Source organism: Kitasatospora sp. NPDC094016, from assembly GCF_040304045.1.
Classification (GTDB): Bacteria; Actinomycetota; Actinomycetes; order Streptomycetales; family Streptomycetaceae; genus Kitasatospora.
This window is the reverse complement of the sequence record NZ_JBEOUK010000047.1, coordinates 50,544-70,930: the sequence shown is the minus strand read 5'-3', so window position 1 is coordinate 70,930 and position 20,387 is coordinate 50,544. Positions and strand designations below refer to the sequence as shown.

Here is a 20,387-nt window from a genome sequence, read left to right as displayed (position 1 = left end):
CCTGACGCTGAACCAGACCGTCGAGTCGCTGTCCGCCACCCCGGCCCGCCTGCTGGGCCTCGCCGACTCGATCGGCTCGCTGGAGACGGGCAAGCAGGCCGACCTGGTCGTGCTCGACTCCGAGGGCTACGACCTGGTCGCCGTCATGCGCCGCGGCCGCTGGGTCCTCGGCGGCGAGCGCTTCGACGTGGTGAAGCCCGCCTGACGGCCCGCCGGAACGCCGACGGCCGCCCTTCCCCCACGGGGAAGGGCGGCCGTCTCGCGTTCGGCTCAGCCGGTCGACCGGTCAGCCGGTCGCATTCGGTTCGAGGGTGATCTGGTCGATCAGGATCGAACCGGAGGGCACCGTGAAGGTGATGGTGTTCGCCCCGGCCTGGAGCTGCGGGAGTATCCAGGTGTTGAACCAGGAGGACGCCGGGTCCTTGCCGGACGCGTAGTTCTTGAAGAGCAGCCCGCTCGGCCAGTCCTTGCCGTTCACCGAGGCGGCGCCCTTCAGGTCCCCGCCGGTGTTGTTGTAGTGCACGTTCAGCTTGTAGGTGCCGGCCGCGGCGACCTCGCCGCTCCAGGTCACCGAGCCGCCCGGCTGGAGCGTCAGGTAGCTGCCGTCGGCGGACTTGGTGCCCTTGATGCTGTTGCCGGACGGCGCGTTCTGGGCCTGGAGCTGGCCCGCGTCCACGGTCAACGGGCCGGCCGGGGCGGTGGTGCTCGCCGAGGCCGAGGCGGTCGGGGACGAACTGCCGGTCGCCGGGGTGCTGGGGGGAGCCGCGGCGGTGGTCTGGACGCCGCCCTTGGCGTTCTTGTCGCCGTCCGGGTCGCCCGTGGAGAGCGCGATCCCCGCGCCGATCGCTATGGCCGCGACCACCGCGACCGCGCCGATCACCGCGCCCTTGCTGCGGCCGCTGCTCGACCGGTCCTCCCCCGGCTGCGGCCGGGAGTGCTCGGCGTAACGGGTCTGCTGGGTGGGCGCGGTGCCGTACTCGGGCTGCTGTTGCTGCGGCGGGTATGGCTGCTGACCACCGGGGTAGCCCTGCTGCGGCCCCGCCTGCTGGCCGTACTGGGGCTGCTGCGGCCGCGGCTGGTAGGGCTGCTGCCCGTACTGGGCCCGGCCGACCTCCATCGGGCGGCTGTACGACGTCCGGGGCACGCCCTGCTGCGGCTCGGCCGGCTGCCCGGAGGCACCCTCCGCCGGGCGGTAGAGGTAGCCGAACGGGTCGTCGTCCTGCGGGGCACCGCCCTCGGGCGCTCCGTTGTTGCCGGCGGTCGTCACGGTGGTCAACTCCCCCATCCGGTTCGCGCCGCCGGGATGCGGGCCGCCGGCGCAGATCATGGACGCTGTCGTACCCGGGAACCCTACCTGTCCTTTGTGACAGCCGGAAAAGAGCCCTTGACAACCCGTGGGTAACCAGGACCGGCGGGCTCAGCCCGCCCGTCGATGCGAACGCTCGCCCCGCGCGCCGCGCACCGCGCCGCCCCGGGCCCGCTTCTCGTCGTACATCCGCTCGTCCGCGGTGTGCAGCACCTCCTCGATGCTCATCCCGCAGCCCGCCCAGCCGACGCCGAGGCTCACCCCCACCCGCATCGCCCGGCCGTCGATCCGCATCGGCGGGATGATCGCGCCCCGTAGCCGGTGGGCCAGGTCCTTGGCCTCCTCGCGGCCGATCCCGTCGGCCAGCACGACGAACTCGTCGCCGCCGAGCCGGGCCACCGTGTCGCCGTCCCGGACGGCCTGGCTCAGCCGCCGGGCGACCTCGACCAGCACCGCGTCGCCCGCGTTGTGGCCGAACCGGTCGTTGATCGACTTGAAGCCGTCCAGGTCGCAGAAGAGCACCGCGAGCCCCTTGTCCAGCGACGCCGCGACGCCGGAGCGGAACGGTGCGGACCACGCCTCGCCGCCCGGGCCCTGGTCGGCCGGGACCACCGCGTGCACGTGCTCCCCGTAGCCCGGGGCGAGACCGTACGGCGGGCCGCCCTCGGGCATCCCGTAGCCGTGCACCGGCCCGCCGTACGGGTCCGCGCCCTCCAGCCGGTCGTACGCGGCGTGCGCGCTGTAGGAGTCGGCCGGGTAGCCGTACGGCGCCGGATAGGCCGGCTCGCCCGACCCGGCGGGGGCCCCGACGGTCTGCGGCTCGGCGCAGAGCCGGCGGCCCAGCCGGGCCTTCAGTTCGGCGCCGTTCGGCAGGCCGGTGAGCGCGTCGTGGCTGGCCCGGTGGGCGAGCTGGAACTCGTGCCGCTTGCGGTCCTCGATGTCCTCGACGTGGGTGAGCAGGAAGCTCGGGCCCTCGGCCGCGTCCGCCACGATCGAGTTGCGCAGGCACACCCACTGGTAGCCGCCGTCCCGCCGGGACAGCCGCAGTTCCGCCCGGCCGCTCTCGGCGCTGGTGCGCTCCAGCAGCGCCCGGTCCTCCGGGTGCACGAGGTCGGCGAAGCTCTGCTGGCGCAGCACCGCGCGGGGGCGGCCGAGCAGGCGACAGAGCGCGTCGTTGACCCTGGTCAGCTGGCCGCGCCCGGCGCCGTGCAGTTCGGTGATGGCCATCCCGCTGGGCGCGTACTCGAAGGCCTGGCGGAAGCTCTCCTCACTGGCCCGCAGGGCCTGCTGCTCCTTCTCCAGGCGGGCCAGCGCGCGCTGCATCTCGGCCCGCAGCCGGGCGTTGCCGATCGCGATGGAGGCCTGCAGCGAGAACATCTCCAGCGCCTCGCGGGTCCACGCCCCGGGCCGCTTGCCGCTGCGCGGGCGGTCCACCGAGAGGACGCCGAGCAGGTCGCCGCCGGCGCTGTACATCGGGGCGAGCAGCCCGTCGGCGGGGTGCCAGTCGTTGGCGTAGACGGGCAGCGGGCCGTCCCCGATCCAGCGCGGGATGTCGCTGGCGACGGCCCAGCCGCGGTCGTACGGCAGGAAGCGCAGGGTGCCCCAGTGGTCGCTGACGCCGAGCAGCCGGTCCCAGGACTCCCGGGAGCCGACCTGGCCGAGCAGGACGGAGGGGCCGCCCATGGTGCTCTCCTCCAGCTCCCAGACGGCCGCCACCACGAGGTCCCCGTCCGGGCGGACCAGGCTGACGGCGGCGGCGTCGAAGCCGAGCCCGTGCACCGCACCTTCGACGACGGCCTGCAGCGTGCCCGCCAGGCTGCGGGCAGCGTTGAGGTCCGCCACGACCCGGTGCAAGGTGCGGAGGGTCGCGAGACGGACGTACGGCTCCGACTCGGCTTCCATGCGGGGGCTCCCCGGCTGCTTCGGATAGTTCTTGATTGGTTATCGTCCGATTGCCAGAAGAACTGAATCACAGGGAGCACAGCGTTCGGCACGCTCGGTCAGCAATAGGCCATCACTTGTGACTTAAATCACACGACACTAATGCACCCTTAATCAGCTCATCCGCCCCATAGCGGGACATAAAGCGCTATCGGAATATTTCCCTTGGTCGACCGCATTGGCCTCGCGCTGAAGCCCGCTGCCGCCCGGCAGGCCCCTTGCTTCACTCCTGAGGGTGAGTCCCGGCCCCGGCCGCAACCCCGCCCCGTGCGCCGCTGGTCCTACGACCTCGGCCCGATGCCGATTCCGGCGGCCGCCGACTACCGTGCGGTACGTGTACTCGTCCCCGCAGCCCGAAGCTGCCTCCCACGCCACGCCCGACGAGTTCCGGGCGGCACTCTCCCAGCTCGCCTCCGGCGTGAGCCTGGTGACCGTCCACGACCCGGAGGACGGCGAGGACGTCGGCATGACCGCCACGTCCTTCCTGTCCGTGTCGCTGGAGCCGCCGCTGGTCCTGATCTCGGTCCGCGAGGACTCCCGGATGGACGAGGTGCTCTCCCGCACCGACACCTGGGCGGTCTCGCTGCTCACCGAGGGGCAGAAGGCGCTCGGCTCCCGCTTCGCCATGAAGGGCCGACTCAGCGACCGGCTGCTGTTCGCGGACACCCCGCACCACCGCGGCCCGCGCTCCGGCGCCCCGCTGATCGACGGCGCGCTCGCCACCGTCGAGTGCCGCACCGAGCAGCGGATACCGGCGGGCGACCACACCCTGCTGCTCGGCCGCGTCCTGGAGGCCGCGGTACCCAGCCCGGCCGGCCGTCCGCTGCTCTACTTCCGCGGCGGCTACCGCGCCCTCGGCTGAACCGCCCCGGCTACTCGCCGCCCCGCGGCGACTGCCGACCCTGCTTCAGCTCGGAGCGGCGCCGCTTGTTGGACAGCCGGCGCTCGACCATCCCCCGGCTCGGCCTGGTCGCCCGGCGGGACTTCGGCGGCGGCGCGCACGCCTCGGTCAGCACCGCCGACAGCCGGGCCGCGGCCGCCTCCCGGTTGCGCCACTGCGAACGGAACTCCGAGGCCTGGATCACCAGCACCCGGCCGTCCACCAGCCGCCCGGCCAGCCGCTCCAGCGCGCGCTCGCGCCACACCTCGGGCAGCGCCTTGGACGCCGCCAGGTCGTAGCGCAGCTCGACCTTGCTGTCGGAGGTGTTGACGTGCTGGCCACCGGGGCCGGAGGAACGCGAGAAGCGCCAGACGAGCTCGGCGTCGGGGACGACCACCGACCCCCGTACGCGGATGGGCTCGGGCATGTGTCCATCATCCCGCGCCCGCACCACCCGGTCACCCGGTTATCCGCGACGGCCGGCGGCCCGGTTCCGCACCACCGCCCGCAGCCCGGACAATGGCGTACGTGATCGAGCTCGGCTACTCCCTCTCCAACCGCTTCCCCGACCCCCCGCAGACGGACTACCGCTCCGCCCCGGTGCGGTCCCTGCGGTACGACCTGTTCTGCGGCGACGTCTACCTGGACGCCGAGGGCGCCGAGCTGTCCACCGGCTGGGGGTGGGTGCCGGTGCTCGACTTCGCCTGGGCGCTGTGCGACATCGTCGAGGAGCTGGACCGCGACCCGGACGGCGGCCGGGCCGCCCGGGTGCAGACCGCGGACCTCGACTTCACCCAGAACACCGAGCTGCTGCGGTTCGCCCGCCGCTTCAACTGGGTCGAGATCACCGCGACCTGGCTGCCGGACGAGCCGCCCGCCGTGGTCCGCCACGGCGAGCTGCGGCGCGAGGCCCGGGACTTCCTCCAGGACACCCTCGCCGATCTCTTCGATATGCACCCCGAGCTGGCCGACAATCCGAACATCTGGTCGCTGCAGGGCCGGTTCCCCCGGATCTGACCAGGACATTGTCCGGTCTTTGCCAGCGGATTGACGTCCACGAAGAATTCACGGACTTCGTGGAACCAACCCACCGGAGTATTGCGTTGTCCCGGAAAAAGCGAACGAAGGGACTGCAATCGCCATGCCAGTGAGCCTCTCCAAGGGTGGAAACGTCTCGCTGACCAAGGAGGCCCCGGGCCTGTCCGCGGTCAGTGTCGGCCTGGGCTGGGACGTCCGGACCACGACCGGCACCGAATTCGACCTCGACGCCAGCGCGATCGTCCTGAACGCGGACGGCAAGGTGCTCTCCAACGGGCACTTCGTCTTCTTCAACAACACCAGCAGCCCGGACAACACCGTCGTGCACACCGGTGACAACCGCACCGGTGAGGGCGCCGGCGACGACGAGTCGATCAACGTCAACCTGGCCGGCCTGCCGGCCGAGGCCGTCAAGATCACCTTCCCCGTCACCATCTACGACGGGGTCGCCCGCGGCCAGAGCTTCGGCCAGGTCCGCAACGCGTACATCCGCGTGGTGAACGCCGCCGGCGGCGCCGAGATCGCCCGCTACGACCTCTCCGAGGACGCCGCCACCGAGACCGCCATGATCTTCGGCGAGCTCTACCGCAACGGCGGCGAGTGGAAGTTCCGCGCCGTCGGCCAGGGCTACGCCTCCGGCCTGGCGGGTATCGCCCAGGACTTCGGCGTCCAGCTCTGACGCCCCGCCGGGCCCCTCCCGGCCCGGCAGACCGCCGGAAACGAAGCGGCGCGGGACATCGGTCACACCGACGTCCCGCGCCGCTTTCGCGTACCCGGCCCGGACTCAGCGCGAGGCGCGCAGCTCCGGCAGCTGGATCAGCTCGGTCTCGTCCTCCGGGGTCAGGTCCACCACCGCGGGCGCGCCCGGCGCCGGCTCGGCCGCCGGCTGCGACGCCTGCGAGTCGGTCACGGCCTCCTGCACCTCACGAGCCTCCTGGGCCTCCTGGGCCTCCTGCGCCTCCTGCGCCTCGGCCTTCGCCTGCGCGGCCACCGCCTCGTCGCCCACCACGTCGGCCAGGTCCGTGCGCTCGCCCAGTTCGGCGACGCTGCCCACCGCCGGCGCCGGGGCCGCCGCCCGCACGGCCGCGCCCGCGCCACGGCCGAAGAAGCTGAAACCCGGCCCGCGCGCCGCTCCGGACTGCGCCGAGCGCGGCCGCTGCCGCTCCACCGGCGCGGGCGCCGGGACCGGAGCGGACGACGCCCCCCCGAGCTGCCCGACCGTGGCGGTCAGCGCCGGGCGCACCGGCGCGGGCCGCACCGGCACCGGCGCCGGGGCCTGTGCCTGTGCCTGTGCCTGTGCCTGTGCCTGTGCCTGTGCCTGTGCCTGTGCCACCGGAGCCTGCCCCGGAGTGGGCACCGCGGGGGCCACCGGCGCCGGCACCGAGGGCGCCACCGCAGCGGGCGCGGGCGCCGGGGCCGCAGCGGGCGCGGGCGCCGGGGCCGCAGCGGCCGGCGCCGTACGCGCCCGCAGCGCGACCGCCGAGCCCGCCGCCCGCTCCCGCCGCGCCTCCTGCTCCGCCGCCCGCCGCTCCAGCACCCGCAGCACGGACGCGGCGCGGACGAACGCGGCCGGGCTGGCCGGGTACTTCGGGCGGCTCGCGGCGAGCGCCCGCTGGGCCGCCTCGGCCTCCTTGAGCGCCTGCTCGGCCACCGTCACGGCCCGCTCCCGCAGCAGCCGGGCGATCTCGGTCTCGGCCTTCGCCAGCCGCGACTTCTCCGCCGTCAGCCGCCGCCCGAACCGGGTGGCCCGCTCCTCGGCGACCTCCGCCGCGTACTCGGCCTCCGCCAGCTGCTCCTCGAAACGCTCCTCGGCCCGCAGCCGCTGCGCCGCGGCCATCTCGGCGGCCGCCCGGGCCGCCTTGTCCCGCTGCCGCAGCAGCAGCGCGAAGCCGAGCGTCGCGACCACCGCCGCGACACCCACCGAACGCACCAGGACGGCGTCCTGACTGAAGAGCAGAGCGGCCAGCGCGGCGACGAGCAGCACGCCGGCGGCGGTGGGGGGGAAGATCCGGCCGAGGACGGAGGAATGACGGTGGCGTCCGCGAGACATGCCAAGAAACTAGCGTGCGAATTGGGGCCGTGTCAGCCCAGGGTCCTCTTCCGCCCTTGACAGTGCGCAAGTTTTACCGCACGTACCCGGCGTTTCACTCAAGATCACGAAAAAAGACCTGTTCAGCGGGGCGAGGGTGCCGGGCCGCTCGGATCGTCGTGGTTCTCCGGCAGCTTGCACACGTGCTGCAGCCAGAGCGCCGCCGCGATCACCGCGGCCCCCGCCAGCACCGCGAGCCCGGCCGTGACGGCCTGGTCCTTGCGCGCCGACACGTCCAGCTCGCCCAGCAGGAAGATCCCCGCGCCCGCGTAGACGCCGGTGACCACCGCCGAGACCAGCGCGCTGGCCTGCCCCAGCACCACCGCCCGGGCCGCCAGCAGCGGGTCGACGCCCTTCGCGCCGGGCTGCCGCTCGCGCACCGCCTTCAGCCGGGACCGCAGCGAGAGGGCGGTCGCCAGCAGGACCACCGCCACCGCGGCCAGCACCACCGGTGCCGCGACCGGCACGGCCGGCAGCGTGTCCAGGGAGGCCCAGAGCTTGGCACCGGCCCAGGACAGCGCCGTGGTAGCAGCGGTGATGCCGACCAGCAGGCGGAGGCGAAGCAGCTTCACTCGGAGGAGGTCCTTCCCGGGGTTACCAGAGCCGGCCGCCGCCCGGTGGCCCGGCACGGCGGCGCCAGGCCACCGTACCGGGCCCGACCGGGCGGGCACCCGCGTGAACGGCGGACACCTACTCGTACGGCCGGGCCCCCCGGTCGAGTTCCCCGGCCGCCCTCACCGGGCCGCCGGGCCGGGGCCGGTCACTCCGGCAGCGTCAGCCGGATGTCGTCCCGCCGGCGGACGCCCTGCGCGCCCGGGCCGCCGAGCGCGTCCAGCAGTTCGCCGACCTGCCCGTGCCCGGGCACCTCGGCCTCCGGCTGGGCGTCCAGCCAGGGGGCGAGCACGAAGGCCCGCTCGTGCGAGCGCGGGTGCGGCAGCAGCAGCTGCGGGTCGTCGCTGAGCACGCCCTCGTAGGCCAGGATGTCGACGTCCAGGGTCCGCGGACCCCAGTGCACCGTCCGGACCCGCCCGAAGGCGTCCTCGATGGCGTTGCCGCGCTCCAGCAGGTCGCGCGGCGGCAGCGAGGTGCGCAGCACGACGACCGCGTTGTAGTAGTTGGGCTGCTCGCCCGGGCCGCCGACGGCCTCGGTCTCGTAGACCGCGGAGACGGCCTTGATCTTGAGCCCGGGGGTGTCGGCGAGCGCGTCGACGGCGCCCTGGAGGGTGTCCAGGCGGTTGCCCAGGTTGCTGCCGAGTGCGATCACCGCGCAGCGCTGGCTGTGCAGTGTGGTGTCGGCGGAGTCCACCCGGCTCTCCAGGTCGAACGTGGTCGGCGAGGCGGTCGGGTCGCTGGTGCTCATCGAGATCCCTCTGCAACTGGAACGGGGCGCACGGCGGCGGTCATGCGCGGCCCCGGTGAATGGTCACGGTCACGTCGTCGAACGGCACGGTGATCGGGGCGTCGGGCTTGTGCACGGTCACCTCGACCTCCTCGACCGCTTCGTGCTTCAGGCACTGGTCGGCGATGCGCTGGGCCAGGGTCTCGATCAGGTCGACCGGCTCCCCCGCGATGATCGCGGTGACCTCCTCGGCCACGAGGCCGTAGTGCGCCGTGCGGGTGAGGTCGTCGCCGGACGCGGCGGGGCGGGTGTCCAGGTACAGCACGAGGTCGACCACGAAGGTCTGGCCCTCGATGCGCTCGCGCTCGAAGACGCCGTGGTTGCCCCGGGCGCGCAGCCCCCGCAGGGTGACGCGGTCCAGCAAACGAATCACTGCTCCCAGTCGGACGGGCCCCACCCGGAGAATGGCATGGACGAGCGGGGCGAAGGCGGGCAGCACACCCGCCACTCCGTTTCGAATCTACCCGCGGGCGCTGACAACGTCTGACCGTCCTACCCGGCACGAACCGTCGCCACGCGCACCGGAATGGCGATTGACGTGAACGTTCGGTGACCACTCGGGAATTCCCGGGCGACCTCCAGGCCGCGTTTTCCGAAGGCCGCCCGAATCAGTCCTCGTCCTCGTCGTCACCGCTGGTCAGAACGGGTGAACCGTGGTGCGACCAGAGCTTCCACCCGCCCGGGGTACGGCGGAACAGATTCGTCGACACGACCTTTCCGCCGACCAGCGGACCGAGTTCCCCCTCCTCCTCCGCCTCGCCGCCGGAGAGGATGTTCTCGGTGCACGTGACAAGGGCCACATCTCCGTGGACCTCGGCCTCGACATCGGTCAGGAAGAACTGGATGTACTCCGTGTTCATCATGATCAGCATGTACGAGCGGGTCACCTGCGCCCGCCCGCGCAGCACCGGCCAGCCCGGGTGCACGCACACCACGCCGCCCTTGTCGTCCGCGTCCGCGGCGCCCAGCCAGGCGTCCTCGACCGCCTCCAGGTCCCCCTCCTCCAGCGCCTGGTAGAGCGCCTGGTTCGCCGCGAGCACCGCCTCCAGGTCCGCCTCGCGGGCCTGGCCGGCCGTTCCGCCGCTCAGCCTGCCGTCACCTGTCACAGACCCTCCCTCACCCCTTGCCGGGCCGCGTGCTGCCAGGCCGCGACCACTCGGACGGCATCCGCCGTGCCGGACACGTCGTGCACCCGCACCGCCCAGGCGCCGGCCTGGGCCGACAGCACCGACACCGCGGCGGTCGCGTCGTCGCGCTCCCGGGCCGGGCGCAGCGCCCCGGTTTGCGGGTCGGCCAGCAGCGTACCCAGGAACCGCTTGCGCGATGCGGCGACGAGGACGGGACGGCCGAGCGCGGTGAGCGCGTCCAGCCGGCCGAGCAGCGCCCAGTTGTGCTCGGGGGTCTTGGCGAAGCCGAGGCCCGGGTCGAGGATCAGCTGGTCCTCCTTGACCCCGGCCGCCAGCAGCGCGTCCACCCGGACGGCCAGCTCGGCGACGACGTCCGTCACCACGTCCCGGTAGACCGCCAGCCGCTCCATGTCCGCGGACTGGCCGCGCCAGTGCATCACCACGAACGGCGCGCCGGTGTCGGCGACCACCCGGGCCATCGCCGGGTCAGCGAGCCCGCCGGAGACGTCGTTGACGAGCGCGGCACCGGCCGCCACGGCCTGCTCGGCGACGGAGGCCCGCATGGTGTCGACCGACACCACGACCCCGGCGGCGACGAGCTCGCGCACCACCGGCAGCACCCGGCGCAGCTCCTCCTCCTCGGGCACCCGCTGCGAGCCGGGCCTGGTGGACTCGCCCCCGACGTCCACCAGGTCCGCGCCGCGGGCGCGCAGGGCGAGCCCGTGCGCGATCGCCTTGGCGGGGTCGTGCCAGAGGCCGCCGTCCGAGAAGGAGTCGGGCGTGACGTTGACCACACCCATCACGGCGCAGCGGTCGAGCCGCGGCAGTCCGGCCGGCAGCGAGAAGGACGGGGAGTTGCTCATGCGCCCATTATCGAACGGGGCCCCCGCCGAGGATTCTCGGCGGGGGCCCCGTTGGCCGCGGCGGTGCCTCAGGCTGCCTCGGTGACGTCGCGGGCGCCCGGGGTGGGCATCAGGCCCTCCCGCTGGCGCCGCCGGCCGAAGCGCGGCATGCCGAGGGTGATGAAGGCCTCGGCCTGCATCGCGGCGAAGCCGATCCGCGGCAGGTCCCGGGTGTTCGGGAAGACCAGGAAGCGCGGTTCCCACTCGGGCTGGAACTTGGCGTTGAACTTGTACAGCGACTCGATCTGGAACCAGCGCGAGAGGAACACCAGCAGTCCGCGCCAGGCCCGCAGCACCGGGCCGGCACCGATCCGCTCGCCGCGGGCCAGCGCCGAGCGGAACATCGCGAAGTTGAGCGACACCCGGCGCACGCCCATCGCGGACACGGCCTGGAGGGCGGCGACGATCAGCAGCTCGTTCAGGCCCGGGTCGGCCGCGCGGTCGCGGCGCATCAGCTCCAGCGAGATGCCGTCCGGCCCCCAGGGCACGAAGTGCAGCACGGCCTTCAGGTCGTCGCCGCTCTCGCCCTCCTCCGGGGCCTTGTGGGCGGTGACCACCACGCAGTCGTCGTCCAGCGGGTCGCCGAAGCGCCCGAGGGCCATCGAGAAGCCGCGCTCGGTGTCGGTGCCGCGCCAGCGGGCGGCGGCGTCGGCGATCCGGTGCTTCTCCTCCAGGCTGAGGTCGCGGACCCGGCGCACCTGGCAGGAGTAGCCGTTGCGCTCGATCCGCTTGACCATCTGGCGGACGTTGCGCATGGCCCGGCCGGCGAGCGAGAAGGTGGCGGTGTCGACGATCGCCTCGTCGCCCAGCTCCAGCGCGTCCAGGTCCGCCTCGCGGGTCCAGACCTCGCCGCCGACCTCGCTGCAGCCCATCACGGCCGGCACCCAGGCGTGCTCGCGGGCCTCGGCCATGAACACCTTGATCGCGCCGGGCCAGGCCTCGACGTCGCCGACCGGGTCGCCGGAGGCCAGCATCACGCCGGAGACCACCCGGTAGGAGATCGCGGCCTTGCCGGTGGGCGAGAACAGCACGCTCTTGTCGCGGCGCAGCGCGAAGTAGCCGAGCGAGTCGCGCTCGCCGTGCCGGGTGAGCAGCTCGCGGACCTTCTCCTCGTCCTCCGGGGTCAGCTCCGGCTTGGGCTTGCCGGGGCGCAGCGCCAGGTAGGCAGTGGTGAAGGCGGTCAGCAGGCCCAGCCCGCCGAGCAGGTAGGCGACCAGGTCGGACATCCGGACGTTGTTGTACCGGATCGGCCCCTCGAAGCCGAACAGCCCGTACACGACGTGCTGGAGGCGCTCGGGCAGGGCCGGGTAGCCGATCTCGTACTTGGTCCGGGTGCTCACGATCAGCAGGCCGAGCAGCACGCTGACGGCGCCCATCACGATCAGGTTGACCAGCGCCCGCCAGCGGGTGCGCGGGTCGGCCTTGGCGTAGAACTCGCGCTGGTGCACCAGCATCACCACGAAGACCGCCAGCGAGACCACCGCCGGGCCGATCTGGTGCCAGCGCACGATGTGCAGCGCGGCGCCGACCGGCAGCAGCACGCACACCGCCCGCCAGGCCCGCCGCTTGCGCCGGCGCAGCGCGTGCGCGAGCAGCACCAGCAGCAGGCCGACCATCATCGTCCCGACCGCGGCCAGCGAGGTGGTGCCGCCGGGCAGCTGCCCGGTGAAGGTGTGCATCTTGGAGTGCCGGAGCTTGGGGAACACCGCGCTGGCGATGTCGACCAGGCCGATCAGCAGACAGGCGTACCCGACCGCGCGGGGCAGCCAGGCCCTCGGAACGGCCGCCGCCTGGGTGCGAAGCGTCTGCAGGCCGCGTCGGCGACGCGGCTGCTCGGGGCTCGGCTCAACGGACACGGGAACGCTCATGGAAGCTCAGCGTAGAGGCTGCGGGAAGCCGTCCGGTCACTCCGGGGGAGCACGTGTGATGGACCTTCAATGCCTTTTCCTTCATCAGGCAATGCGCATACCAAGGACCCGGAAACGGTCGGTAAACCGGTGCCGTGGGCGCGCTGCGGTGGAGCCGGGGACGGAGCCGAGGGCCTGCCGCCGCGTGGCGCGGCAGGGTCCTCCGGTAGGCCGTACGTACGGTGGACGCCGCATTCTAGGGCGCCGGTTGCCTGCGGTTCCCCCCGCCCTCCCAGCTCGCCCGGGCATCCGGACAGCCTAGCCGCGGTGGCCGGAGCTGACGGACCGCCAGATGATGAGGCGTGCACCGACAGTGTCCCACCGGAAGGCCGACGGCATGGAACTGACCAGCGAAGCGCTGGTGAACTCGCTGCTCGCACTCGGCGCTGCGGCTCTCGTCACCACCCTGTGGCTCTGGCCGCGGCTGGCGCGCCAGCGCCCGCTGCCCGTCCTGGGCCGGATCGGCCTGCTGACCGTCACTCAAGTCGCGGTCGTGGCCGTGCTGGCGCTGGCGGTGAACAATTCCTTCGGGTTCTACACCTCGTGGGACGACCTGCTCAGCCCCGGCAGCGCCAAGCTCGCGCTGACCAGCAACGAGAACCACGAGGGCGGCGCCCCGGCCTCGGACACGCAGCTCCAGCCGACCGACGAGGGCGGTCTGGAGACCGTCACCGACCTGCCCAAGGGCACGCCCGAGGAGGTCGGCAAGGTCGAGTCGGTCCGGGTCACCGGCAAGGAGACCGGGCTGTCCGACCAGCTGTTCGTCTACCTGCCGCCCGAGTACTTCGACCCGAAGTTCGCCCTGGTCCGCTTCCCCGTCCTGGTCGCCATCTCCGGCTTCCCCGGCACCTCGCTCAACCTGATCAAGGAGCTGCCGCTCCTGCGCACCGCGGCCGACCTGCAGAAGTCCGGCAAGATGCCGCCGACCGTCGTGGTCATGACCCGCCCGACCGTCGCCCCGCCGCGCGACACCGAGTGCGTGGACGTCCCCGGCGGCCCACGCGCCGAGACCTGGTTCACCAAGGACCTGCCGGAGGCGCTCCGGACCAGCTACCGGACCGGCCGCTCGGCCGCCTCCTGGTCCGTCTTCGGCTACTCCACCGGGGGCAGCTGCGCGCTGCGGCTGGCGATGCGCTTCCCGAACGTCTACGGCATCGGGGTGGGCCTGCACGGCGAGTACAAGGTCAAGGCGGACCAGTTCACCGGCGGTGACCTGTTCGCCGGCGACGCCGCCCTGGCCCAGCAGAGCGACCTCGACTGGCGGCTGGCGAACCTCCCGGCCCCCGCCCTGTCGCTGCTGGTGGTCTCCTCCCGCAAGGAGGGCGACTTCGCGCAGACCCTCCAGTTCGTCGACCACGCCCAGCAGGTCGCCGCGGCCAACCCGCAGTTCAAGATCGACTCGCTCTACCTGGACGACGGCGGCCACAACTTCGACAGCTGGACCCGTGAGCTGCCGTCCTCGCTGGAGTGGATCGGCGAGCGGCTCGGCTGACGCGGACAGGCGACGTGGCCGGGCGACGGCCGACCGGTCCGAGCGGACCGGCCGGCCGTTGCGCTATCGGCCGATGATGAGGCTCATCGCCTCGGCCCGGGTGGCCGGGTCGCGCAGCTGGCCGCGGACGCACGAGGTGATGGTCTTGGCGCCGGGCTTGCGGATGCCTCGCATCGACATGCACATGTGCTCGCACTCGACCACGACGATCGCCCCGCGCGGCTCCAGGATCCGCATCAGCGCGTCGGCCACCTGGCTGGTCAGCCGCTCCTGCACCTGGGGGCGGCGGGCGTAGACGTCGACCAGCCGGGCCAGCTTGGACAGGCCGGTGATCTTGCCGCTGGCGGACGGGATGTACCCGACGTGCGCCACGCCGCGGAACGGCACCAGATGGTGCTCGCAGACGGACGTCAGCTCGATGTCCTTCACGAGCACCATCTCGTCGTGCCCGAGGTCGAAGGTGGTGGTGAGGACGTCCTCGGGCTCCTGCCAGAGGCCCGCGAATATCTCCTTGTAGGCGCGCGCGACCCGGGCCGGGGTCTCCAGCAGCCCCTCGCGGTCCGGATCCTCACCCACCGCGAGCAACAACTCGCGGATGGCGTTCTCGGCCCGCTTCTGGTCGAAGGTCCCGACGGTGGGTGGACCGTCGAGCGTCACCGGGTCGATCATGCGGGCCTCGCTTACTTGGGACGACTTTGCTGTACAGCACGGATGCCGCGTCTCCAGGGTACAAACCCCGGTGACGCGGCATCCATTCCGTACGGTGCGCGGGATCAGCCCTCGGCGGGCGGCTCCGCGGTCGGCAGCGGCGGGAGCTTCACGATGTCCACCGGGGCGGTGTCGATCGCGGCGGCGCCGTTGGTGAGCGCCAGCTCCTTCGGGGACTGCACCGGGGGCCGGGTGGACGGCGTGCGACGGGACGAGCCCGTCCAGGCCGGCCGGGCCGGGCGCTTCACGATCGTGGCGAAGATCTCCGCGATCTGCTCCTTGTTCAGGGTCTCCTTCTCCAGGAGCTCCAGAACCAGGTTGTCGAGCACGTCGCGGTTCTCGACCAGGATCTCCCAGGCCTCGTTGTGCGCGTTCTCGATGAGCTTCTTGACCTCTTCGTCCACCAGCCCGGCGACCTCTTCCGAGTAGTCGCGCTGGTGGCCCATCTCACGGCCCAGGAACGGCTCCGCGTTGTCCGAGCCGAACTTGATGGCGCCGAGCCGCTCGGTCATGCCGTACTGGGTCACCATGGCCCGGGCGGTGGCGGTGGCCTTCTCGATGTCGTTCGACGCCCCGGTGGTCGGGTCGTGGAAGACCAGCTCCTCCGCCGCGCGCCCGCCCAGCATGTAGGCCAGCTGGTCGAGCATCTCGTTGCGGGTGGTGGAGTACTTGTCCTCGTCCGGCAGCACCATGGTGTAGCCGAGGGCCCGGCCGCGCGAGAGGATCGTGATCTTGTGCACCGGGTCGCTGTTGGGGCACGCCGCCGCCACCAGGGCGTGGCCGCCCTCGTGGTACGCGGTGATCTTCTTCTCCCGCTCGGACATGATCCGGGTGCGCTTCTGCGGACCGGCCACGACGCGGTCGATCGCCTCGTCCAGGATGCCGTTGTCGATCAGCTTCTTGTCCGAACGGGCCGTCAGCAGAGCGGCCTCGTTGAGGACGTTCGACAGGTCCGCGCCGGTGAAGCCGGGGGTGCGCTTGGCGACGGCCGAGAGGTCGACGTCGGGCGCGATCGGCTTGCCCTTCTGGTGCACCTTGAGGATGTCCAGCCGGCCCTGGAGGTCGGGGCGCTCGACCGCGATCTGGCGGTCGAAGCGGCCCGGGCGCAGCAGCGCCGGGTCCAGGATGTCGGGGCGGTTGGTGGCCGCGATCAGGATCACGCCACCCTTGACGTCGAAGCCGTCCATCTCGACCAGCAGCTGGTTGAGGGTCTGCTCGCGCTCGTCGTGACCGCCGCCCAGGCCCGCACCGCGGTGCCGGCCGACGGCGTCGATCTCGTCGACGAAGACGATCGCCGGGGCGTTCGCCTTGGCCTGCTCGAAGAGGTCGCGGACGCGGCTGGCGCCGACACCCACGAACATCTCGACGAAGTCCGAGCCGGAGATGGAGTAGAACGGCACCCCGGCCTCGCCCGCGACGGCACGCGCCAGCAGGGTCTTGCCGGTACCGGGCGGGCCGTAGAGCAGCACACCCTTGGGGATCTTGGCGCCGACGGCCTGGAACTTGGCCGGCTCCTGGAGGAACTCCTTGATCTCGTGGAGCTCCTCGACCGCCTCGTCGGCACCCGCGACGTCCGCGAAGGTCGTCTTCGGGGTGTCCTTGGTGAGCAGCTTGGCCTTGGACTTGCCGAACTGCATGACCCGGGAGCCGCCGCCCTGCATCTGATTCATCAGGAACAGGAAGACCAGGACGATGATGACGATCGGGAGCATCGACAGCAGCAGGCTGACGAAGGTGCTCTGCTTCTCGGGGCTGATGGTGTAGCCCTCGGCGAGCGTGCTCTGGTCGTTGTCGTTGATCTGGGCCTGGAGCTTGTCGGCGATCGCAACACCCTGGTCGCCGATGTACGAGGCCTGGAACTTGCTGCCGGACGGCGTCTTGCCGGTACCGGCGTTGGACAGCGTGGCGCCGTCCTTCAGCTGGATCTTGATCGTGTTCGAGTCACCAGTGGTGATCTGCGCCGACTTGACCTGCTTCGCGTCGATCGCCGCGACGACCTGACCGGTGTCCACCGTCTTGTAGCCGTTCGAATCCGAAACGACCTGCATCAAGACGATGACGGCGAGGACGGCCAGCACGATCCACATGATCGGCGCACGGAAGTATCGCTTGACGTCCATCCATGCGGGGCGTTGCCGCCCCGTCCCTCCTGCCACTCAGCGGCGCCGCGGGCTGGGTGCCGCCGGCGCATCCTGGTCGGTGCTCATGTGAAGAGCGGTTTTAATGGACCGTACCGCAGTCGCACCCGCCCTTGGCGGGAGCACAGCGACACGGCCGTCGTTCTTGGTCCCCCCGGTCCAACGGGCGGGAACCGGCTCCTGTTCCCACCCGTAGCCCGAACGGAGCCCTCAGCCCCCGTAGACGTGCGGGGCGAGCGTCCCGATGAAGGGCAGGTTACGCAGCTTCTCCGCGTAGTCCAGGCCGTAGCCGACCACGAACTCGTTCGGAATGTCGAAACCGACGTACTTCACGTCGATCTCGACCTTCGCCGCGTCCGGCTTGCGCAGCAGGGCGCAGACCTCCAGCGAGGCCGGGCCGCGCGAGCTCAGGTTGCCCAGCAGCCAGGACAGGGTCAGACCGGAGTCGATGATGTCCTCGACGATCAGGACGTCCCGGCCGGCGATGTCGGTGTCCAGGTCCTTCAGGATGCGGACCACGCCGGAGGACTTGGTGCCCATGCCGTAGGACGACACCGCCATCCAGTCCATGGTGACCTGCGAGTGCAGGGCCCGGGCGAGGTCGGCCATGACCATCACAGCCCCCTTGAGGACGCCGACGATCAGCAGGTCCTTGCCTGCGTAGTCCCGGTCGATGCGCTCGGCCAGCTCCAGGAGCTTGGCGTCGATCTCGTCCTTGCTGATGAGCACCTTCGCGAGGTCAGCGCCCATGTCGTTCTGGTCCACCGGGGATACGTCCTCAAACGTTCGGGGTCTGTGTGGCCGGCGGCCGACTACCCCGGGACATGCCCGCCCGTCAGTCGCCCTGCCGCCGAAAGACCAGCGTGCCACACCTGCGGGTGGCCTCGACGCCCCCGGGTAGGTGCAGCGGCCCCTGGCCGCGCCATCCGGTGACCAGCAGGTCGATCGTCTCCAGGTGCCGCGCGAACAGGTCCCCGGCCGGGCAGCCCGCCCGCAGCGCGGCCCGGCGCAACACCCGACGGCGGACGGCGGGCGGGAGCTCGGCGAGTTTCACCGCGTCCAGGGTGCCCTCACCCGTCCGGAGGTCGCGTTCGGCCAGCGAGGCCCACTGGTCGAGGGCGTCCGCGTCGTCGCGGAACAGCCGGGCGGTGCGGGCCAGCGCCTCGACCACCCCGCCGCCCAGGTGCTTCTCCAGCACCGGCAGCACCTCGTGCCGGACCCGGGAGCGGGTGTAGGCGGGATCACAGTTGTGCGGGTCGTCCCAGACCGGGATCGCCTGGGCGGAGCAGGCCTGCCGGGTGGCCGCCCGGTCCAGCTCCAGCAGCGGGCGGCGGTAGCGGCCCTTCTGCGCCGGCATCCCGGCCAGCGAGCGGGAGCCCGAACCACGCGCCAGGCCCAGCAGCACCGTCTCGGCCTGGTCGTCCCGGGTGTGGCCGAGCAGCACCGCGACCGCGCCGAGCCGCTCGGCGGCCGCGTCCAGGGCCGCGTAGCGGGCGTCCCGGGCGGCGGCCTCGGGGCCGCCGGACCGGCCGACGCGCACCGGGATCGCCTCGACCGGGTCCAGGCCGAGCGAGCGCAGCCGTTCGGCCACCTGGGCGGCCCGGTCGGCGGAGCCGGGCTGCAGGCCGTGGTCCACGGTGACGGCGCCGACCCGCAGGCCGATCTTGGGGGCTTCGAAGGCGGCGGCGATGGCCAGCGCCATCGAGTCGGCGCCGCCGCTGACGGCGACCAGCACCAGCGGGGAGCCGGGGGCGGCCGGGGTCCGGGGCAGCCCGGACGGGTGCCGGGCGGCGTTGCCGATCAGGGTGGTGCCGACGGCGGCGCCCACCAGGGGCGCCCCGGCCGGGCGCTCGCGGGGCTCGCGCACGGGCGCGGTGAAGGTGGTACCGGCCTCGGCGGCGAGGTCGGTGAGCGTGCGGCGGACGGCCAGGCGTATCGCTGCGACTGCGGGGTGTGGACCCACGGCGGACGACTCCTCGACGGAGGGGACAGGACGGCGGCTCGCGCGGCCGGGCCGCGCGGCTTCATGAGCGCCCTGTTACCGGGCGCTCACAGATGGTGGCAGAAAGGAGCACCCCGCTACGCCACCCGCGCCACCGGTACGACCACCGTCCCACGTTCGGGTGAATGGAGAAACGTATCTTCACCCTCCCCCTGCCCGATTGGACCACTCGTACGAGCGGGTTTGACCACCACCGACCACCGCACGGCACTTGGGGTCCGAGCCCCGTCCGCGCCCGCCTCAGCGAGCGACGCGGGCGACCCAGGCGGCCGGATCGTGGATCTCCTCCTTGGTCGGCAGCGTGTTCGGGGAGGTCCAGACCCGGTTGAAGCCCTCCATGCCGACCTGCTCCACCACCCCGCGCACGAACACCGCGCCGTCCTGGTACTGGCGCAGCTTCGCGTCCATCCCGAGCAGCCGGCGCAACAGCAGGTCGAGCCGGTTCGCCCCGCGGTCCCGGCGCTGCTGGAACTTCTCCCGGATCTCCGCCACCGTCGGCACCACCGCCGGGCCGACCCCGTCCATCACCACGTCCGCGTGGCCCTCCAGCAGCGACATCACCGCCGTCAGCCGGCCCAGGATCTCGCGCTGCGCCGGCGACTGGACGACCTCGATCAGCCCCGCCGACGGCATGCCGTCCCGGCTCCCGGCACCCGGCAGCCCGCCACCGAGCGAACCCGCCGCGTCCCGCAGCCGCTCCAGCAGGGCACCCGGGTCCACGTCCGTCTCCGCCAGGAAGGACTGCACCTCGGACTGGATGTGGTCGCGCAGCCACGGCACCGCGGTGAACTGCGTCCGGTGCGTCTCCTCGTGCAGGCAGACCCAGAGCCGGAAGTCGGACGGGTCGACGTCCAGCTCCCGCTCGACGTGCACGATGTTCGGCGCCACCAGCAGCAGCCTTCCCGGCCCCGGGCCCTCCGGGCCCAGCCGCGGCTTGTCGAAGAGCGCCGCCGGGCTGTCCGGGGCCTCCAGCGAAGGCTCCGCCGGGGCGAAGGTCTCGTACTGGCCGAGCACCTTCCCGGCCAGGAACGCCAGCAGCGCGCCCACCTCGATCCCGGTGGCCTTCTCCCCCACCGCGCCGAACACCCCCGCCGTCGGGCTGCTCGCCCGGCGCGCCTGGAGCTTCTCCACCAGCGGCTGGACCACCGTGCGGAAGCCGGCCACGTTCGCCCGCACCCAGCCCGGGCGGTCCACCACCAGCACCGGCGTCGCGGTGGCCGCCGTCAGACTGCTCGACCGCATCCCCGTGAACACCCGGACGTGCTCCTCGGCCTCCAGCGCGTGCCGGCGCAGTTCGGCGACCACGGCCGCCGCCTCCGCCCGACTCACCTCCGGCCCCGGCCGCACCAACCTGGTCGCGGTTGCGACCGCGAGATTCCAGTCGACCATGCCAGCACCGCCACTCGCGCTCGTCATGCCCTCACCGTACGTGCTCCCACCCACCAGCGGCAGCCACCC

Annotated in this window: 20 protein-coding genes; 5 read left to right on the top strand and 15 right to left on the bottom strand. The window is 72.5% G+C overall.

Annotation, left to right across the window (positions count from 1 at the left end; genetic code table 11):
• The coding region (locus ABT015_RS31570; protein WP_350885226.1) for an amidohydrolase family protein at positions 1 to 205 on the top strand (205 nt) is incomplete at its 5' end.
• Between the two features lie 81 nt (positions 206 to 286).
• On the opposite strand, the gene ABT015_RS31565 is transcribed toward ABT015_RS31570, so the two are convergent.
• On the bottom strand, positions 287 to 1,327 hold the full coding sequence (locus ABT015_RS31565; protein ID WP_350885224.1) for a carbohydrate-binding protein: 1,041 nt from the start codon (positions 1,325 to 1,327) through the stop codon (positions 287 to 289).
• Positions 1,328 to 1,417: 90 nt separating this feature from the next.
• Positions 1,418 to 3,208: a GGDEF domain-containing protein gene (locus tag ABT015_RS31560; RefSeq protein ID WP_350885222.1), complete on the bottom strand. Its 1,791-nt coding sequence runs from the start codon at positions 3,206 to 3,208 to the stop codon at positions 1,418 to 1,420.
• A gap of 364 nt (positions 3,209 to 3,572) precedes the next feature.
• On the opposite strand from ABT015_RS31560, the gene ABT015_RS31555 reads away from it, so the two are divergent.
• Positions 3,573 to 4,109, top strand: coding sequence for a flavin reductase family protein (locus tag ABT015_RS31555; protein WP_380341611.1), 537 nt, complete (start codon positions 3,573 to 3,575; stop codon positions 4,107 to 4,109).
• A gap of 10 nt (positions 4,110 to 4,119) precedes the next feature.
• Here ABT015_RS31555 and arfB read toward each other — a convergent pair whose 3' ends face one another.
• Complete coding sequence (gene arfB / locus ABT015_RS31550) at positions 4,120 to 4,554, bottom strand: alternative ribosome rescue aminoacyl-tRNA hydrolase ArfB (RefSeq protein WP_063348241.1); 435 nt, start codon at positions 4,552 to 4,554, stop codon at positions 4,120 to 4,122.
• Positions 4,555 to 4,646: 92 nt separating this feature from the next.
• On the opposite strand from arfB, the gene ABT015_RS31545 reads away from it, so the two are divergent.
• Both ABT015_RS31545 and ABT015_RS31540 read left to right on the top strand, forming a co-directional pair.
• Positions 4,647 to 5,144: a hypothetical protein gene (locus ABT015_RS31545; protein WP_380380883.1), complete on the top strand. Its 498-nt coding sequence runs from the start codon at positions 4,647 to 4,649 to the stop codon at positions 5,142 to 5,144.
• A 124-nt stretch (positions 5,145 to 5,268) separates the two neighbouring features.
• On the top strand, positions 5,269 to 5,844 hold the full coding sequence (locus tag ABT015_RS31540) for a TerD family protein (protein ID WP_350885215.1): 576 nt from the start codon (positions 5,269 to 5,271) through the stop codon (positions 5,842 to 5,844).
• A 105-nt stretch (positions 5,845 to 5,949) separates the two neighbouring features.
• Here ABT015_RS31540 and ABT015_RS31535 read toward each other — a convergent pair whose 3' ends face one another.
• The 7 genes from ABT015_RS31535 to ABT015_RS31505 all read right to left on the bottom strand — a co-directional run bounded on the left by ABT015_RS31535 (position 5,950) and on the right by ABT015_RS31505 (position 12,550).
• Positions 5,950 to 7,215 carry a hypothetical protein gene (locus tag ABT015_RS31535; RefSeq protein ID WP_350885213.1) on the bottom strand — a complete coding sequence of 422 codons (1,266 nt, stop codon included), beginning with the start codon at positions 7,213 to 7,215 and terminating at the stop codon, positions 5,950 to 5,952.
• Positions 7,216 to 7,337: 122 nt separating this feature from the next.
• Positions 7,338 to 7,826, bottom strand: a complete 489-nt coding sequence (locus ABT015_RS31530; protein WP_063348244.1) for a DUF3180 domain-containing protein — start codon at positions 7,824 to 7,826, stop codon at positions 7,338 to 7,340.
• A 188-nt stretch (positions 7,827 to 8,014) separates the two neighbouring features.
• Positions 8,015 to 8,614 carry a 2-amino-4-hydroxy-6-hydroxymethyldihydropteridine diphosphokinase gene (gene folK / locus ABT015_RS31525; RefSeq protein ID WP_350885211.1) on the bottom strand — a complete coding sequence of 200 codons (600 nt, stop codon included), beginning with the start codon at positions 8,612 to 8,614 and terminating at the stop codon, positions 8,015 to 8,017.
• A 40-nt stretch (positions 8,615 to 8,654) separates the two neighbouring features.
• Positions 8,655 to 9,014, bottom strand: a complete 360-nt coding sequence (folB, locus tag ABT015_RS31520) for a dihydroneopterin aldolase (RefSeq protein WP_063351209.1) — start codon at positions 9,012 to 9,014, stop codon at positions 8,655 to 8,657.
• Positions 9,015 to 9,261: 247 nt separating this feature from the next.
• Positions 9,262 to 9,759, bottom strand: a complete 498-nt coding sequence (locus tag ABT015_RS31515) for a nuclear transport factor 2 family protein (protein WP_063348246.1) — start codon at positions 9,757 to 9,759, stop codon at positions 9,262 to 9,264.
• Positions 9,756 to 10,643 carry a dihydropteroate synthase gene (folP, locus tag ABT015_RS31510; RefSeq protein ID WP_350885208.1) on the bottom strand — a complete coding sequence of 296 codons (888 nt, stop codon included), beginning with the start codon at positions 10,641 to 10,643 and terminating at the stop codon, positions 9,756 to 9,758. The genes ABT015_RS31515 and folP overlap by 4 nt, the downstream gene beginning before the upstream one ends.
• 68 nt (positions 10,644 to 10,711) lie before the next feature.
• Complete coding sequence (locus ABT015_RS31505; protein ID WP_350885206.1) at positions 10,712 to 12,550, bottom strand: phosphatidylglycerol lysyltransferase domain-containing protein; 1,839 nt, start codon at positions 12,548 to 12,550, stop codon at positions 10,712 to 10,714.
• Positions 12,551 to 12,926: 376 nt separating this feature from the next.
• Here ABT015_RS31505 and ABT015_RS31500 point away from each other — a divergent pair, with 376 nt between their 5' ends.
• A complete protein-coding gene (locus tag ABT015_RS31500; RefSeq protein WP_350885204.1) occupies positions 12,927 to 14,081 on the top strand; it encodes an alpha/beta hydrolase in 1,155 nt (384 codons plus the stop codon).
• A 63-nt stretch (positions 14,082 to 14,144) separates the two neighbouring features.
• Here ABT015_RS31500 and folE read toward each other — a convergent pair whose 3' ends face one another.
• From folE to ABT015_RS31475, 5 genes are all read right to left on the bottom strand, one after another.
• Positions 14,145 to 14,750, bottom strand: a complete 606-nt coding sequence (gene folE, locus ABT015_RS31495; RefSeq protein WP_063348250.1) for a GTP cyclohydrolase I FolE — start codon at positions 14,748 to 14,750, stop codon at positions 14,145 to 14,147.
• Positions 14,751 to 14,854: 104 nt separating this feature from the next.
• The gene (ftsH, locus tag ABT015_RS31490; protein WP_350885202.1) at positions 14,855 to 16,909 is read right to left on the bottom strand and encodes an ATP-dependent zinc metalloprotease FtsH; all 2,055 of its coding nucleotides are present in this window, start codon (positions 16,907 to 16,909) and stop codon (positions 14,855 to 14,857) included.
• 228 nt (positions 16,910 to 17,137) lie between these two features.
• Positions 17,138 to 17,692, bottom strand: a complete 555-nt coding sequence (gene hpt, locus ABT015_RS31485; protein WP_063348252.1) for a hypoxanthine phosphoribosyltransferase — start codon at positions 17,690 to 17,692, stop codon at positions 17,138 to 17,140.
• 70 nt (positions 17,693 to 17,762) lie between these two features.
• On the bottom strand, positions 17,763 to 18,890 hold the full coding sequence (tilS, locus tag ABT015_RS31480; RefSeq protein WP_350885199.1) for a tRNA lysidine(34) synthetase TilS: 1,128 nt from the start codon (positions 18,888 to 18,890) through the stop codon (positions 17,763 to 17,765).
• A 279-nt stretch (positions 18,891 to 19,169) separates the two neighbouring features.
• Positions 19,170 to 20,345 carry an Rv3626c family coenzyme F420 biosynthesis-associated protein gene (locus tag ABT015_RS31475; RefSeq protein ID WP_350885197.1) on the bottom strand — a complete coding sequence of 392 codons (1,176 nt, stop codon included), beginning with the start codon at positions 20,343 to 20,345 and terminating at the stop codon, positions 19,170 to 19,172.
• Positions 20,346 to 20,387: the final 42 nt, after the last annotated feature.